This is a genomic window from Streptomyces sp. NPDC001493, from assembly GCF_053597235.1.
The window spans coordinates 579562-595870 of sequence record NZ_JBSFHV010000001.1; the positions used below are offsets into that span (position 1 = coordinate 579562).

General features: G+C 71.1%; 10 protein-coding genes. 6 read left to right on the top strand and 4 right to left on the bottom strand.

Going from position 1 to position 16309, the window contains the following annotated elements:
- The first annotated feature begins 26 nt into the window (after positions 1 to 26).
- Positions 27 to 8030, top strand: a complete 8004-nt coding sequence (locus tag ACWCWD_RS02250) for a WXG100-like domain-containing protein (RefSeq protein ID WP_450769547.1) — start codon at positions 27 to 29, stop codon at positions 8028 to 8030.
- A gap of 58 nt (positions 8031 to 8088) precedes the next feature.
- On the opposite strand, the gene ACWCWD_RS02255 is transcribed toward ACWCWD_RS02250, so the two are convergent.
- The gene (locus ACWCWD_RS02255) at positions 8089 to 8424 is read right to left on the bottom strand and encodes a YbaB/EbfC family nucleoid-associated protein (protein ID WP_450769548.1); all 336 of its coding nucleotides are present in this window, start codon (positions 8422 to 8424) and stop codon (positions 8089 to 8091) included.
- A gap of 89 nt (positions 8425 to 8513) precedes the next feature.
- Positions 8514 to 9551 carry a ricin-type beta-trefoil lectin domain protein gene (locus tag ACWCWD_RS02260; protein WP_450769550.1) on the bottom strand — a complete coding sequence of 346 codons (1038 nt, stop codon included), beginning with the start codon at positions 9549 to 9551 and terminating at the stop codon, positions 8514 to 8516.
- A 271-nt stretch (positions 9552 to 9822) separates the two neighbouring features.
- Between ACWCWD_RS02260 and ACWCWD_RS02265 the strand changes: the two genes are divergently transcribed.
- Complete coding sequence (locus ACWCWD_RS02265; protein ID WP_450769551.1) at positions 9823 to 10434, top strand: TetR/AcrR family transcriptional regulator; 612 nt, start codon at positions 9823 to 9825, stop codon at positions 10432 to 10434.
- Between the two features lie 23 nt (positions 10435 to 10457).
- On the opposite strand, the gene ACWCWD_RS02270 is transcribed toward ACWCWD_RS02265, so the two are convergent.
- On the bottom strand, positions 10458 to 11258 hold the full coding sequence (locus tag ACWCWD_RS02270; RefSeq protein WP_450769553.1) for an SDR family NAD(P)-dependent oxidoreductase: 801 nt from the start codon (positions 11256 to 11258) through the stop codon (positions 10458 to 10460).
- A 171-nt stretch (positions 11259 to 11429) separates the two neighbouring features.
- Here ACWCWD_RS02270 and ACWCWD_RS02275 point away from each other — a divergent pair, with 171 nt between their 5' ends.
- The 3 genes from ACWCWD_RS02275 (at position 11430) to ACWCWD_RS02285 (ending at position 13356) form a co-directional block, all read left to right on the top strand.
- Positions 11430 to 11870 carry a hypothetical protein gene (locus tag ACWCWD_RS02275; protein ID WP_450769554.1) on the top strand — a complete coding sequence of 147 codons (441 nt, stop codon included), beginning with the start codon at positions 11430 to 11432 and terminating at the stop codon, positions 11868 to 11870.
- Between the two features lie 207 nt (positions 11871 to 12077).
- Complete coding sequence (locus tag ACWCWD_RS02280; protein WP_450769556.1) at positions 12078 to 12758, top strand: HAD family hydrolase; 681 nt, start codon at positions 12078 to 12080, stop codon at positions 12756 to 12758.
- Positions 12759 to 12786: 28 nt separating this feature from the next.
- Positions 12787 to 13356, top strand: a complete 570-nt coding sequence (locus ACWCWD_RS02285; protein ID WP_450769558.1) for an SMI1/KNR4 family protein — start codon at positions 12787 to 12789, stop codon at positions 13354 to 13356.
- Between the two features lie 212 nt (positions 13357 to 13568).
- Here ACWCWD_RS02285 and ACWCWD_RS02290 read toward each other — a convergent pair whose 3' ends face one another.
- A complete protein-coding gene (locus ACWCWD_RS02290; protein WP_450769559.1) occupies positions 13569 to 14639 on the bottom strand; it encodes a LacI family DNA-binding transcriptional regulator in 1071 nt (356 codons plus the stop codon).
- A gap of 270 nt (positions 14640 to 14909) precedes the next feature.
- Here ACWCWD_RS02290 and ACWCWD_RS02295 point away from each other — a divergent pair, with 270 nt between their 5' ends.
- Positions 14910 to 16289: an extracellular solute-binding protein gene (locus ACWCWD_RS02295; RefSeq protein ID WP_450769561.1), complete on the top strand. Its 1380-nt coding sequence runs from the start codon at positions 14910 to 14912 to the stop codon at positions 16287 to 16289.
- Positions 16290 to 16309: the final 20 nt, after the last annotated feature.

Sequence of the window (16309 nt, forward strand, 5' to 3'; positions counted from 1 at the left end):
GGCCGCCCGCCCGTGAGGACACACCCATGGCCGAATACGACGTCTCGCACATCCGCGACCTCGGGAACCAGTGGCTCGAGAACAGCCGGAACCTCTACGGGTACCTGGACACGATGCACGGCAGTGTGTACGCGATGGCCGGGGGATGGACCGGCAAGGCCGGGCAGGCGGCGCAGGTGGTCTGGAACGGCGCCGGTACGGGCGAGCACAACATCTGGAACGAGATCTTCCAGGCCGCGTGGGTGGCCGAGCAGATCGGCGACGCGGTCAACAGCTACGCGGACGAGCTGCAGAAGACGATCGAGCAGATCAACAAGCAGCACCTGATCGACGCCCTCGCCGCGATCTTCGGCCTCGTCCTCGGCGGCCTGACGCTCGGCCTGGCCGGCGTCATGGAGGAGCTCGCCTCCGCGGTGGGCCAGCTGGTGACCAAGCTCGCGACGGGAGCGAAGTACATCGGGTTCGCGGCCGAGGGACTCGGCAACGCCGCCGCGTTCCTCACCGAGGCGATCATGAACGTGGCCGTCACCCTCGGCACCGACCTCTACTCCCAGACCCTCGCCGCCGACATCGTCGGCGAGCCGCCCAGGATCGACTGGTCGGGCGAGGGCCTCAACGTCGGTCTGGCCGTCTGGGCGGGCTTCGGCATGCACGCGGGCGAGCACTTCATGCCGGAAGGCCCGAACGTCAAGGTCCCGAAGGTCTCGCCCGCGGCATCCGGCGAGGCGGTGCCGAACGTGTCGCCCCACGTCACCGTCCCGTCCACGGCCTCCGCCGACGTCGGGGGACTGCACGTGCCGTCGGTTGTGGACACCCTGATCCCGAAGGCGGGCGACTTCACCTCCGCCGACCTGAACTCCGTCGTCCGGACGGACCACGCGCCGCTGCCGGCCTCCGGAGCCAAGGGCCCGGTGACCGACGTGCCGCGGTCGGACACCGGCATCAAGGGCACGACCGCGCCCCTGCCCGCCGGCCTCCACCCGGGGGCCGGCGGGCCCGGCCGTACGTCCGGCTCGACCGCCGCCACGACCACCGTCACCGAGTCCGGCGGACCGAACCCGCCCGTCCGCCAGGCGACGACCACCACCACCGGAGGCGACGGCGCCCGGCCTCCGGCCGTGGTCAGGGGCGGTGACGCGGCGTCGGAAACCCCGAACACCACCGTCAGGGGCGGCACCGATCCGTCGTCCGGGGCCCCGAACACCGTCAAGGGCACCACGGCCCCGGTGGCCGACAAGGGCACCACGGCCCCGGTCGCCGGCAAGGACACGGCCCCGGTGTCCGGTAGGCCGAACGCCTTCCTCGACTCCCCGCCCCGTACCACCGTCGCTTCCGGCGACCACCCGGCCGCGACCACGCCCGCCTCCCACGGGACCGGCGGCGAAGGCGGGGGCCTCAACGGTACGGGCGCCACCGCCGGGTCCGGAGAGGTTCCGAAGGCGGGCGGCGTACCCGCGCGCCCCGGCACCGAGACTGCGACCGCGGCGCCCCAGGGCACCCCGGCCGCCCACGGCGGGGGCGCACGCCAGGACGCGGGACCGACGAGCACCCCGCCCGAACCCACTCCCGGCCCGGGAACCCCGGCGCGCACCACCGACTCCCCGGAGGTCCCCGGAGCCGTACGGGACGTACCGCAGAACGTCCGGCCCGCCGCCGGTGCCCACCGGCCCGCCACGAAGCCGGAGTCCGGACCGGAGGGAACGGCCGGGGCGGGCGCCGAGGACACACGCTGGGAGACCTCGGCGGCGTCCCCGAGCCCGGACGGACCCGGGCGTACGGGCGACGGCGCCCATGCGGCCTCCGCATCCGGGACGCCCGCGACCCGGCCGCACGACATCGGCTCCGGCAGCACCTCCGGCCGCGCGTCCGGCGGCACCTCCGGCCGTACCTCAGCCGGCAGCGAAGCGACCGGCGGCCCGGCACGCACGGCCACGGCCGCCGACCACGCCCACGCCGGGCGCGAGGGCACTCACGCGGGCCACGAGGGCGCCCACGCCGGGCACGACGCCGGCCGGGCCGCCGAGCACCCGCACTCCACCCCGGCCCGCGACGACGCGTCGGGCGCGGGCGCCGGGGCGGAGACACCGGGCCACCACTCGGCGCAGTCGGTCCACGCCGACTCCGACGGGCCCACCAGGGCCGAGCAGTGGGACTCCTTCAAGCAGCGGCAGACCGACCACAACCGCCCGCTCGTGGAGGCCGAAAGCCGTCTCGACCACCATCGGGAAAGCCTCGACCAGGCATGGCAGGAGGGGTACGAGACCTTCCGCCGCCACGACGCCCTGGACGGCAGGACGGTCCCGAAGGACGGTTTCGGGGCGGACAACGCCCGATGGCAGTGGCGCAACGACATCACCCACTCGTTCCGCGCGGAGATCGAGAGGAAGGGGTTCGTCTCCGGCGAGGCCCACGAGCACATCGTCGCCGACGCCAAGGCGGCTGTGCACAAGTACCTGATCCGCACCGAGCAACTGGACAGGTTCGCGAGCCATTTCAAGCAGCAGGTCGAACGGTTCCGCGACGTGCGCGGCGACTTCGACGAACTCCCGGCGTTCGAGCCACCGGCGAAGTACGTCTGGGACAAGGGCCTCCAGACGTACGTGAAGGACGACTCCAAGGTCTACGGCCACCCGGCCGACGCGTCAGGGAAACGGCCCGGCTCCGTCGGCACCGGCGCGGACGACGAGGTCCCCGTCGACCACTTCCGTGACAAGACCCACGACTTCAACCCGCTGGAGCAGTACTACATCGCGAAGCGCGAGGAGCTCATCCAGATCTTCGACGGGTACCTCCACGACGCGGACAGCACCGGCGGACTCCCGCCGGGAACCGGCGCCCGGATCGACGCGCTCGGAAAGGACCTGCTGGAGGACTTCGGCGGCCAGTCGGACCGGGAGCACGACATCAGGGAAGCGACGGAGGAGTCGTTCGAGGACACCCTGCACTCGATGACCCTGGGCAACCACCTGCCCGACGACGCGGTCCACCAGGTGCGTCTGGAGTTCCGGCGCGTCGTGCGGGGTCTGCACGACATCGTCTTCAGGGACGGCGACGGCAGTGGCCCCCGCAACCTGTGGCGGGAGATGACCGGGATGACGGCGGACAAGCTCGCGCCCCGCCTCATCGACAGGGAACTGTTCGTCCGTTCCAAGTTGTCCGAGGAGACCGAGTACGCGCACTCCCAGCTGTCGGACCTCGGGAAGGACTACCTGAAGAAGTTCGGCGAGGACGGGCAGCACCGCGTCGTCGCCGAGTACCTGGACGTGGTGCGTACCAACGCCAAGCAGCACTTCTTCCAGAAGTACGACAGCCGGCGCGAGGAGCTGCCCGCGAAGGAGTGGAACGACGTCCGCGACCAGGTGCGCTCGACCCTGCCGGACCGCATCCGGTACGAGGGCGATCTCCAGGCGCTGACGGGCGAGTCCGCGCACCAGTTCCACGAGATCGTGGGACACGGGAGCGACCTCGTCGGGCACACACCGCTCCACGAGGACACGATGCACAGGCTGGGCGACGACTTCCGTACACAGCGCGTCGTCAGGCACGACGAACTCTTCGCCCCCGAGGGGCACCGGACCGAGGCCTGGCTCGCGCACGAGTCCCACCACGAGGACGGTTTCCGGACCCGGGTCGACGACCTGCAGAACGCCGAGTACTTCGCCGACTTCCCCGACGCGGTGTACCCCGCCTTCAAGGACTGGCGCGCCGAACCACCGACGACGCCGGGGGAGCACTCGCCCGGCTCCCCCGACCAGCCTGTCGCCCCCTCCCGCCCCGCCGCCCCGGACGACGACGTCCACGGCACGACGGACACCGCTCCGGTCACGGACCCCGCCACCCCGGCCGACCCCACCCCGCAGCAGGAGGGCCAGATCCAGAGCCAGCAGCACGAGCAGCACGAGGGCCATTCCCAGGCCCATGCCCAGCAGCACGAGCAGCAGGAGGGCCGGCCCCAGGGCGCCCAGGAGCACGAGCCGCACGGGGCCGAGCATCAGACACAGCAACTGGTCATCGCTGAGCGGGAGACGACAGCCTTCCCGGGCGCTGCCGACCACACGTCGGTCGGCGCCGTGCACGTCCGTGAACCGGAGACGAGGGCCGGCACCCGGCAGGAGAACCACGACGCGGTCCGGGAATCCCGGCAGGACACCGCCGGCACCCTCGACGCACGCGACGAGGTCCACCGGCTGGTGCGACGGACCTCGGAATTCGCCTTCACCGGCGCCCAGATCGACCACGCCAGGCAGGAGCTGCTCCAGGAGCGTCCCGCCGTCGCGGACCTGCCGGCGGCGGTTCAGGCCGCGCTGGTCGGCGATGCGCTGGTACGTCCGGAACTCGCGCTGACCAGCAAGGTGACCCACCTCGTGCTGGAGCGCACGGGCGACTACCTCGACAGCCGGTACATCCACCAGGTCCACCAGCAGCTGACCCGGCAGTCCCCCGGAGAGTTCGAGCGGCTGACGGGCGAGCAGAAGGCCGACGCCGTCGCCGCGCACGTGCTGGACCAGAAGGCCCTGACCCATGAGGTCCGGGAGCTGGCAACCACGTTCGAGGCCGACGACGCGCACGTGGCGTACGCGCACGGGGAACTCGTCGAGGAGCACGGCTCCGGGTTCGCTTCCCTGGACCTGAAGACCCGGGCCGCACTCGTCGCCCGGAACATGCGCGGACAGACGCCCCCGACCAGCCACGTCGACACCCAGCAGGCCCAGCCCACGCAGCCCACGCAGCCCACGCAGACCCGGGCGGACGGGGGCAAGGGCAAGGAGGCCGACCGGCCGGAGTTCCTGGAAGGATCGAGCAGCGGCGCCGTCCGGCACGAGGACGTACGAGGCGGCGGCGAGGACGCTTTCGCCGCCGCGGTGGTGGAGGCGTACGCCGACGAACCGGCGCTGCGCGGTCTGCCGACGGACGTGGTCCGTGAGGCGTTCGGCATGCAGCAGATCGCCGATCCGCCGATTCCCGGCCTGCGGTCGGCCGAACGCCTGCGGGATCTGGCGAGCATCGGCCAGGAACTGCACCGGAGCGGCGCGCCTGCGGCCGAGGCACTGGCGAAGCGGCTCGCGGTGGACGGCGGCCGGGCCGGCGCGTTCGCCGGCAGCGGGAAGGCCGCGGCCCTCTCGCACACCGGGGACCACGCGGGCGTCTCCGCCATGACGACGGGCGGGTCTCCGGAAGCGCTGCTGACGACCGGCCCGACGAACTTCCTGCAGTCGAGCGTCGTATCGATGGACATGCTCAAGGGGCTGGAGAAGCACGCGCCCGGACTCGACGCGCGGACACGCACCGGGCTCACCCAGGCGCTCGACCTGATGCCGGGCCAGGCCGGCCACCTCCCCGAGCACCGGTTCGTGCTGGTGAGGACCGGCACGGAGACCTCGGGCAAGCCGGTGTTCGCGCTCACCCCGGCGGCGGAGTGGTACGTACAGCGCTACGGCGCCGAGCGGTTCGGGATTCCGCCGGAGGCGACCCTGCCCGCGGTACGGGCGGAGAACGGCTACGTGAACGCGGCGTTCGTGCCGTACCTGACGCGCAGCGCCGCCGAGTTCACGACGAGCGTGGGACACGTCGACGTGGAGCGGGTGCCGGTCGGGACCGCCCCGCGGCTGGTGGTGACGCCGACGATGAACGGCTGCGCGTATGCGGTCACCGCGGCGGAAACGGGCCCCGAGCGGATGACGGTGTGGCACTACCAGTCGCCGGACTCCCACATGCCGCATCCGGTGGGATTCCGGCGCGAGCGGCAGCCGACGGACTGGTTCGGTGCGGGGGAGTACTACGGCTCCCTGGAGGAGGGGAAGCTCTTCGAGGTCGCGAACCTGATGTGGTTCGGTCCCGAGGGGTGGGAGTTCGTCAGCCAGGAGAACCACACGCACTCCCGCGACGAGAGCGTGGTGACCCTGGCGAAGGTGCGCCACCGGCAGGCGGTGACGGAGCCGGGGCACGAGGCCCTGCACACGGCGAGGGCGTACCAGAGTCTGGCGCGCAGTGAGATCAACGACTGGGACCTGTCGCAGGCCGAGCGGAAGATCAGGGCCGTGGTCCCCGTCGGCGCCGACGGCCTCTACCTGAACGCCGTGCATCTGCTCATCAAGAACCACATCGAGAACGAGATCGGGCGACTGGGCCAGGTCGGCAGCCTGGACGAGCTGCGCGGTCTCTCGGCGGTCTTCAGGGCGGAGCGGAAGGAGCTGGCGTCCCATCTTGAGCTGAAGATCGCCAAGGGAGCCGGCGCCGCGTCCGACGAGGCGACGTCGCGGGCACTGAGGGAAGCGATCTCGACCCGTCGTGACCTGGCCATGGGCATGGTCGACCGGTTCGCCAACCGTCCCGCCAAGGGATGGATCGACCAGTTGAGATCCGAGGGCGCTCCGGCGCACCCGAAGTCCTTGGCCGCGCTCTACGCGGACAAGGCCCGGGACGAACTCACCAGCCCCAGCTCGACCGTGAACCACAAGATCCACGCGCTCCGGTCGGAGAAGTTCCCCAACGCCGTCCAGAAATGGGCTCACGAGCACATCGAGCGCGTGGGCGCGGAGATCCGGCGGGAGATCGAGGAACTGGGCCAGGACCTCGACGCGGTGGCGCTGAAGAAGCTCGCGGCCGACATGCAGGAACGCCGGGACACGATGACGGTGACGGGCCAGGACACGCTGCCGCCGAAGCACGCCCCGCGCGCCGTCGCGCTCGTGGAGGACATGCTGAAGGCACTGGCCGAGCCGAAGATGGACGAGTGGCTCAAATCGCTCCGCCAGGACGCGGACCGACTGGTGGCGCGGAGCGCGTGGCAGAGCCTGTCGGGGGCCGATCGGGAACACCTGCGGCAGACGGTCGAGAACCTGCTGCCGGCCGGAAGCGACCAGGACGGCTACTTCGGGCTGCGCCTGCAACGCGCGTACGACGGACTGGGCGAGGACCTTCTGCGGCAGCCGGTAGAGCACCGCGCCCACGCCGTGGCGGACTCGATGTACGGCGGGGAGCGCGCGGCCGACGTGGACGACTTCTTCGTCCGCTCGGTGAACTCCGGCCTGAACGCGAAGGGCAGGGAGAGCGTCTCCGCCTGGCGGGTGCACCAGGCCTACGGGCACCTGCTGCGTTCCCGGGAGGCGACGTTCGCCCGGGCCGGCAGCGTGGAGAAGCAGCGAGCCGTCGCCGACCACCTGGCCGGGCTGGGCCGGGGCCACCTCCCGGCCGGTTCACCGGCAGCCCAGGCATCCAGCACCCAGCAGCACGGTACGGACAGCACGAGCGGCACGGTGGAGGCGCCCGACCTCCTGGACCCGGAGCAGTTCCGGGCACACACCACCGACCCGGCCGCCACGGGCCTGCGGTCCCTCTCCCGGCTGGCCGACCTCGACCGGATGCTGAGCGAGTACCGACGGACCGACGCACACGACCCCGCACGGCGCGCCGACGCTCTCGGCGCGCTGGCGGTACGCGCCCGGGCGTACGCGAGCGGAACGGGAAGCGCGTACGGACGCGAGAACGTGCTGCTCCTGGCCGACCAGGCCGAGAGCCTGGCCGGAACGTACCGACGGCAGGCCGGTGGTCAGGAGCCTGCGGATGCCCAGGAGCTGGCCGGTGTCCAGGCGCAGGAGCAGGCGGCTGCTGAGGGGGCGTCGGGGACGGCGGGGCGGAGCGCGACGGTACCGGTGCAGGCCGGGCCGCTCCGGTACCGCGACCGGATCGCACTCGCCAAACGCGAGTGGCGGGGAACGGTGACCGACGAAGTGCGACGGCTGGAACGCACCCTGCTGGACGCCGGTCCGGGGGCCCGGTCCCTCGTGATCGGTGTGGCCCCCGGTGAACACCTGTGGGCCGTGAACGTGGCCGGTGAGGTCCGCTGGCTGGAACCGGATACGGCACGGATCACCCAGGCTCCCCGAAGCGCTCGCGCCACGGTGGTGTCCATCGACCTCGACCCGCGGGCCCGGCTGATCCAGCCCGACCCGCGACTCCTGGCCACGGGAGAGGAGGCCTCCCGTTTCTGCGAGCTGACCCTCGGCGGAGACCTGAGGCACGTCGTATGACGGCCGCCGTCGGCCCCGCCGTCGGGTCTCGTCGGCTCTGGTGGCGGCGGTCGTCCTGTCAGTGCGAGGAGTCCCGCAGTTCGTCGCGGATCGACTCCAGTACCGGCAGAAGCCTCGTCTCGTAGCGGTCCGTCAATCCCTGCCGGGCGTCACGGAACGCGGCGACGACCAGGTCGGCCAGTCCTTGGACGTTGGCCGGGTCGGCCGCCACGGGTGAGATCGCCAGGCTTTCGACCGTCCCCCTGCCGTTGATGGTGACCTCCACCAGTCCGCCGCCGGCGGTTCCCCGGACCGTGAACGCGCGAGCCTCCTCCTTGGCCAGGACCAGATCCTGTTGGAGCCGGCGGGTGCTGGTCAGCAGCCTCCGGACGGTTGAGTCGTCTTCGAGATCCATCATTCCTCCTGCTAACAGATGAGGGCATCCGCCGGGAAAAGACAGGGGCGCGCCGGTGTGCACCGGCGCGCCACGGCCTGCTGATCGGGTCAGCCCCTGTGCCACTTCTGGTTGGGGGTGCCGGCACAACTCCACAGCTGGAGCCGGGTGTGATCGGCCGTCTTCTCGTCGACGGCGTCGACACACTTGCCGATCGAGGTGTTCACCAGGTCGGCCGAGCCGTTCAGAGTGAACTTCTGCGCCCAGCCGCCGTTGCAGGTGGCGAGCTGAATCGCGGCACCGTCGCTCTTGGAGGCCCAGGCGATGTCCATGCACAGTCCGTACATCCGGGCGGTGCCGTCGGAGCGGAAGTCGATCTTCTGCCAGGATCCGCCGTCGCAGGCGTAGATCTCCAGGGGCGTTCCGTCGGTCGCGCGGCTGCTCCGGTGGCCCGTCGCGGAAACGCAGCGACCGCTGCTGTTCCCCACGACGGTGACGCCCGGATAGCTGACGGTCTGCGCCTTCGGCTGGGTGCCGCTGCTCGAACCGCTCGAACCGCTTGAACCGCTCGAACCGCTCGAACCGGAGCCGGAAGCGGAGTTGGAGCCGGCGGCCTGCGACGCCGTCCCGCCGCCCGAGCCACCGTTCGATCCGCCGGCCGACGCACCCGCGCCACCGCCGGCGGCGCTCCCGCTTCCGGCGGCCGCGGCGCCACCGGAACCACCGCCTTCCGCAGTCCCGCCCCCGCCGCCGATCTGCGTGGTGCCGCCGGCCGCGGAGGTACGGTCACCCCCGGCCGTCTTCCCGCTGCCGGCCGCGCTCTCGCCTCCTGCGGTCCTGCCTCCGTCCGGGACATCCGAGCCGGGCGAGGCCGTGGCCGGCGCCGAACCGGATGCGGTGGGCGAAACGGAGACCTCCGCGGACGCCTTCTTCTCGTCGTCGGAGCCGGCAGGTATCCGGGCGACGGCGAAGACGATCAGGATCACCACCGCGGTGGCCGCGACCGCGCTGATGATCCACGTCCACGGGCGGGGCCCCGGACCCCCGCCCGCGGGAAGGTGGGTCGTGCGCCGGAGAAACGCGTTCGCGAAGCGCGAGGACGCTCCGTCCAGCAGCGCTGGGTCCTGCGGCTTTCGTTGGGGCGGCACTTCGTCTCCCGTGTACTCGAAACCATGGAGTGGGGGCGTCGGATGACCGGGAGACAGGTATCAGGTGCATCGCCACATGTCCCCGGCCGGACCACGCGTACGACAGAAGACGAACCCCGTACGGTTCCGAGCCTCCGAACGCACACGTGTCCCATGACACATGCGGGAGATCGTACACATGTTTCGACACACACTTTCGCGCCCGCCCGTCCGCTCCCGGGCCCCGACGCCCTCGCCGGGCGGCCCGCCCGCCCCCGTTAAGCTTCCGTGCATGAAAGCTGTGCAGCCGCCCCGCAAGCGTGACGGAGCCGCGACGAGGGAGGCGATTCTCGCCGCGGCCGTGGTGGAGTTCACCGAGCACGGATACGCGAGGGCCGGGGTCCGGCAGATCGCCGAACGGGCCGGTGTGACGGCGATGATGATCAACCGTTACTACGGGTCGAAGGAGGCACTCTTCGCCCGGGCGGTGGACCGGGCCTTCGGACCGTCGACGTTGGTCGGGGGGGAGCGCCAAGGCCTGTCGCGGACGATCGCGGACACGCTGGCCGAGCGCACCGCACCCGGCGCCGAGCCTCTCGACCCGTTCCTCATGATGCTCCGTTCGGCACAGGATCCCGAAGCCGCGGACGCCCTTCGCCGCAGCATCGAAGCCCACGTGGGCGCTCGGCTGGCGGGCCTGCTGGAGGGTCCGGACGCTGAGGTGCGCGCCCAGCTCGGGCTCGCCCTGGTGGCAGGGACGTGGCTGCTGCGCACCGTCGTGGGCACGTCGGCCCTCGCCGAAGCCGGAAACGCCCACCTCGCGGACCTCGTCGCGGGCATGCTCGGACCGGTCACCCGGGAGGCCGGTGACGGAGTCGAGCCCACCTCCGCAGACCCCGTCTGACAGCCCGGTACCCCTCGCGCTGTTCAGAACGCCGAGCGGACGAGCCCGCCGTCGACGCGGATGGTGGCGCCGCTGACGTACCGCGCGTGGTCGCTGCAGAGGTACGCCACCGCCGCCGCGATCTCGTCCGGCTCACCGAAGCGCTCCTGGTCGTTGGGGATCAGGGCGTCGACGGCGTGGGGGCGGATCTCCTCCCAGGTGTCACCCCACCCGCGCGCGGGACCGATCGCGGTGACGAGCTCCCTGGTGGCGTCGACGAGGACGGCTCCGGGCGAGACGACGTTCGAGGTGACGCCGGTCCCCTTGAGGTCACGGGCCAGCGACACGGCGAGGTTGTGCCTCGCCGCCAGGGTGGCGTTGTACTGGGGATGCGTGTTCATCGGCTGGGAGGCGAGACCTCCGCCGATGGTGACGACCCTGCCCCAGCCGCGCCGGCGCATCGCCGGGACGAGATGCCGGATCATCCGCACCCCCGAGACCACGTTGACGTTGTAGGTGTCACGCCACTCGTCGGGGCTCGCTTCCGTCCACGACAGGTGCCGGTAGAAGCCGGCGTTGTTGACGAGGATGTCCACGGGGCCGTCGGCCGCGGCAGCCCGGGCGACATCGGCGGCGGCAGAGTCGTCCGCCAGATCGCCCAGCACCGCGGTGGCGCTGCCCCCGGCCTCGCGTATCTCCCGCGCGACCTTCTCCGCGCGCTCCTCGTCCCGGCCGTGGACCACGACCGAGGCGCCCTCGGCCGCCAGCAGCTTCGCGGTGGCCTCGCCGAGCCCAAGACTCGACCCCGTGACGAGTGCGCGTCGTCCGGTCAGATTCAGATTCATGCTCTTCCTCTCCAGAATCCCTCGTACCGCAACGAATCCACGTATGCGGCATCCATGAAGTATACAAGCGTAGACGTGTGTTGGATGTGCATGCTTGAGCGAGACACGTGTGTCTCGTAAGGTGTGTTTGCCACGCGGTGAGCGGGGCCTTCGAAACAAGGGATGCGTGACATGTTCTCTCAGTCGTTCTCCAGGCGTGCCGCCGTAACCGCAGTCGGCGCCGCTCTGGTTTCCGGAGCCCTGCTGTCGGGCGGACCGGCCCAGGCGGCCACGGCCGCGATCGGCGCCGGCCGGGTACAGCTCTGCGCGCAGGGCAACTACGCGGCGTATCTGGTGTTCAACACCGCCCAGCAGGACCAGCAGGGCGTTGCCACCGCCACCGTGAGCGCGGGCTCCTGCCAGACCTTCAACATCGTCAACTACGGCGGCGGCAGGCAGACCGGCATCAGTGTCATCGGCAAGTACAACACCAGCAGCGACACCTTCTACGTCGACGGACTGAACGTCGACCCCACGAGCGGTGGTTGGAAGCTCTTCGCCAAGGGCACGACGGCCAACGCCGGTGCCGGGGCCTGGATGGAGATCGAGGCCACCCTCCCCACCGGCGGGTGAGCCACCGCAGCCCAGGCGTGTGACCGGCTGGGTGCGCCCGCCGTCGGTGCCGGGCCGGACAACCGGACCGGCCCGGCCCCGCGCGGCGGGGGCGCCTCGGCCGGCCACTGCCTCCACCGGGCCGTCCGACGGGCAGGGCGGCCGGTCTTGTGATCGACTTCAGGCCATCGGCGGCATCGATTCCCGTACGTGGGCCAGACTGGGCCGGTGACGACCTCATCATCGCTCAACTCCAGCCTACGAGCAGTGCTGTTCGACTCCGGCGGCGTGCTCATGCGCCCCATCGGCGGACGGTGGAATCCGCGCGCGGATTTCGAGGAGACCGTCCTGGCGCACGATCCCTCGATCACTCCCCACCGCTTCGCCGATGCCATCGCCGCGGGCGACCGGTTCATGGACGACTTCCCCGGCACACCCGACTACGACGACTACCACCGTGTGGTGCTCGGCAATCTCGGGCTCCGTCCGACGCCCGAACTCCTCGCTCAGCTACGCCGTGACGTGCATCCCTCGGTGGTGCTCGAACTGTTCCCGGACGTCCTCGGCACACTTGCCGAGCTGAAGCGGCGGGGCGTGCGGATGGCCGTGGTGTCGGACGCCTGGCCGGATCTGCCCGACCTGCACGAGGGGCTGGGCATCCACGACTTCTTCGAGGTGTACGCGATCTCCGCGGTGCTCGGCTGCGAGAAGCCCGACCCGCGTATGTACCATCACGCGAGCACCGGTCTCGGTCTCAAGCCGTCCGAGTGCCTGTTCGTCGACGACCTCCCGGAACTCGTCTCCGCGGCGATGGAGCTGGGATACGAGGGCAGGGCGCTGAGCCGGACGGAGTCGACGGAGCAGGTCCCCTCCATCACCACCCTGACCGAACTCCTGGAACTGTTCTGACCGGAAGGCAATGGAGGGGGAGAGAAAAATGAGTGCGGTGGAGAGCTGGTCCCGCGTGATGGGTCTTCTGGAGCGGCACGCGCCGGCCGAACACGCCGATCTGCCTGGGCCCGCTACGGAACAGATGCTGGCGGCCGCGGAGGAACGGATGGGGATTCTCCTCCCACAGGATCTGCGGGCGTGGCTGCTGCAGAACAACCTGGATCTTCCTGAGGAAGACGTGGACGAGGACGTGCTGTGCTGCGGCTTCGCCGGGTTCCCGGACGAGGGCAGCTTCTTTCTGGGCATCCGGGCAATGGAGAAGCTCTGTGCGAACCGCTTCAGGCCCGGTGGATTCGACCCTCCGGACCAGCCGGACCGTCCGTTCTGGCGCAACGAGTGGATCCCGTTCCTGTCGGACCAGGACGGCTGGATGGGAAAATTCATCGACACGCGGGACGGGCGCATTGGCAGATGGTTCGTCGGTGAGATCACGACCACCGGCGAGTACGCATCACTGGCCCACTATTTCGACTCCGTGGCGGAGACGCTGACGAAGATCGCCGAGGGGAAGCATCCGGTCTGCGAGATCGAGGACGGGCGACTCGTCTGGTTCTGACGCGGAAGTGCCCACCGGAAACCAGAGGAGAAGTGCCCAGCGGAAGTGCCCAGGAGCAGTGCCCCGGTTGTTCCAGGGGTGCTTCTCCTGGCCGTGCGCGCGGCGCGGCCACCGACGGGGCGCTGCGGGCGGGGTGAAACACGCTTGCCGCGTGCGACCGCGCCTGCCGACAGGCGGATCTTCCGCATGCCGTCAGCAGACCCCGTATGCCGTCACCAGACCCCGTCGCGTACCGCCGCCCCCTCGGTGCTCTCGCGCAGGACGAGGCGGTGGGCCACGACACGGTCCTGCGGGTGCGCCGATCCGGGGCGGCCCTCGTCGTCCGGCCCGGAACCCGGACGCGTCGCCTCGTCGATACGGCGCAGCAGCAGGTCCACCGCCACCCGGGCCACCGCCTCCTTGTCCGGGGCGACCGTGCTCAGTGACGGCACGCTGTACCGGCCGCCCTCCACGTCGTCGAAGCCGATGACGGCCACGTCCTCGGGCACCCGGGCCCCGAAGGAGTGCAGCGCCCGCAACGCGCCCAGCGCCAGCTGGTCGTTGAGGCACAGCAGCGCGTCCGGGCGGCCGCCCTCGGCCAGCACCCGGTGCACCGCGGTTGCCCCGTCGCTCATGTGGAACGCGTCCACCGGCAGCAGGGAGGCGGGGTCGTACGCGATGCCCGCCTCGCCGAGTGCGGCCAGGAACCCCCGGGTGCGCGCCTGCGCGGTGCCGACCGCCCCGTCGTCCAGGCCGCCGACCGTGAGGATGTGCCGGCGCCCCTGCGCGAGCAGGTGAGCGGTGGCCTCGTGGGCCGCGCGTTCGTTGTCGATCGCCACGTGGTCGGCGCCGTCGGTCAGCAACTCGCCCAGGAGGACGGTCGGCGGACTTCCGGCGTGGGCGCTCAGGTCCTCCGGAGCCAGGGCCAGCGGGCTGAGGATGACACCGTCCACGAACTCCGAACCGAAGCCGGCCAGTGCCGCCCGCTCCCGTTCCCGGTCCCCGCCGGACTGGTGGATCAGCACGGTCAGGGAGCGTGCTTCGGCCTCCCGGACCACGTGCCGGGCCAGTTCGGCGAAGTACGGGACGTCGAGCTCCGGCACGACCAGGGCGATGATGCCCGTCCGTCCGCTGCGCAGATGACGCCCTGCGAGGTTGATGCGGTAGCCGAGGTGCTCGATCGCCTCCTGCACCACCCGCCGGGTCCGCTCGGACACGTGCACGTAGTCGTTGAGCACGTTGGACACCGTTTTCTCCGACACCCCCGCGTGCCGTGCGACGTCCTTGATCCTCGGCCGTGCCACCAGCCACCTCCCAGCCCTTGGTACGTCCTGAGTGTATGGGTGCCCTCCGGGCGTTCCGGGGCGGGTTCCGGAGTGCCGGGTGAAGGGCGGGTCCGGAACACAGTCGGTGACGCAACCCTTTACAGCCAATGTACATCGATGTAAAAACTAGGGCACCGCACTGGTGGACCCGGTGCGGATCACCCCGATGTGCGCGGGCGGCCGATGGCTGCCGTGCCGATGGCGCCTGCCGTCGGCCGGGCACGTCGTCCGGCCGTCGAAAGGTCAGTGATGAGCTCTGCACCCCCTGCCCGCAGGCCAGTTGGCGCCTGGGGGCCCAGCCCCGACGAGTCGCCCGGCATCGGACGCCGTCGGCTTTTCCGATACGGGGCGGCCGGGGCGACGGCGCTCCTTGCCGCGGGCCCGCTGGCCGGCTGCGCGTCGCCGGCCGGCTCCCAAGGACCCTCCTCGCTGAAGGTGTGGGACCTGTTCCAGGGCGGCGACGGCATGCTGATGGACGAGATGATCGCGGCGGTCTCCCGGGGCGCCGACGGGTTCCACGTGGACCGGACGATCCTGGACTGGGGCCCGTCGTACTACACGAAACTCGCCATGTCGGCGGCAGGCGGCCGGGCGTCGGACGTGGCGGTCATGCACCTGTCCCGCCTGGCCGGATACGCGCCCGGCGGCCTGCTCGATCCCTTCGACCTGGACCTGCTGGCCGAGTACGGCGTGACGGAGAAGGACTTCGCCCCCGCCGTGTGGAAGCGGGCCCAGCACGCCGGCACGGTCTACGCGATCCCGCTGGACGTCCACCCGTTCATCGTCTTCTACGACAAGGACGTGGCCGGGAAAGCCGGTCTGCTCGACCCCTCCGGGCGGCTGGCACCGATGGGCTCGCCCGAGGCGCTGCTGGACGCGGGGAAGCAGCTGGCGAAGGCCACCGGGCACTCCGGCATCCTCTTCGGGCACGTCACCGACACCGCCCAGAGCTGGCGTCAGTTCCTGGCGCTGTACGCCCAGACCGGCGCCTCCTTCACGCTGCCCGACGGCGGGCCGCCGAAGATCGACGTCGATGCGGCGGTGAAGGTCGTGACCTTCATGAAGCAGCTCTTCGACGGCCGGACGAACCCGAACAACCTCGACTACAACGGTGCGATGGCCGCCTTCATGGACGGCCGCGGCGGCATGATCATGGCCGGTGAGTGGGAGCTGCCCACCTTCCGGAAGTCCGGCATCAAGAACCTCGGGGCCGCCCCCTTCCCGCAGATCTTCGACCGGCCGGCCGTCTACGCCGACTCGCACAGCTTCGTCCTGCCGCACCAGGACGACCCCGACCCCGCCCGGCGCCGCGAGGCCCACCGGTACGTCGCCGAGATCATCAAACAGAGCCTGACCTGGGCGAGCGCCGGACACATCCCCGCCTACCTGCCGGTCCAGGCCCGCCCCGAGTACGCGAAGCTCGACCCCCAGTCCTCCTACGCGGCCGCGGCCGAGATCGCCGTACTCGACCCGCCGAACTGGTTCGCCGGAGCGGGCGGCAACTTCCAGAACCGCATGTGCCAGCCGCTCCAGTCGGCGCTGCTGGGCAACACCTCCGCCGAGAAGGCGGTACGGCAGATGGTCCGGGAAGCGGACACCCTGCTGCGCCAGCCCAACCCGGTCGCCTGACGACAGCCGAAGGAGCCGCA

Bases quoted from the DNA above. Each gene is read 5' to 3' on its own strand.
- ACWCWD_RS02275 (WP_450769554.1), top strand. From the start codon at position 11,430: ATGTTCTCTCAGTCGTTCTCCAGGCGTGCCGCCGTAACCGCAGTCGGC.
- ACWCWD_RS02295 (WP_450769561.1), top strand. From the start codon at position 14,910: ATGAGCTCTGCACCCCCTGCCCGCAGGCCAGTTGGCGCCTGGGGGCCC.
- ACWCWD_RS02250 (WP_450769547.1), top strand. From the start codon at position 27: ATGGCCGAATACGACGTCTCGCACATCCGCGACCTCGGGAACCAGTGG.
- ACWCWD_RS02270 (WP_450769553.1), bottom strand. From the start codon at position 11,258: ATGAATCTGAATCTGACCGGACGACGCGCACTCGTCACGGGGTCGAGT.
- ACWCWD_RS02255 (WP_450769548.1), bottom strand. From the start codon at position 8,424: ATGGATCTCGAAGACGACTCAACCGTCCGGAGGCTGCTGACCAGCACC.
- ACWCWD_RS02265 (WP_450769551.1), top strand. From the start codon at position 9,823: ATGAAAGCTGTGCAGCCGCCCCGCAAGCGTGACGGAGCCGCGACGAGG.
- ACWCWD_RS02285 (WP_450769558.1), top strand. From the start codon at position 12,787: ATGAGTGCGGTGGAGAGCTGGTCCCGCGTGATGGGTCTTCTGGAGCGG.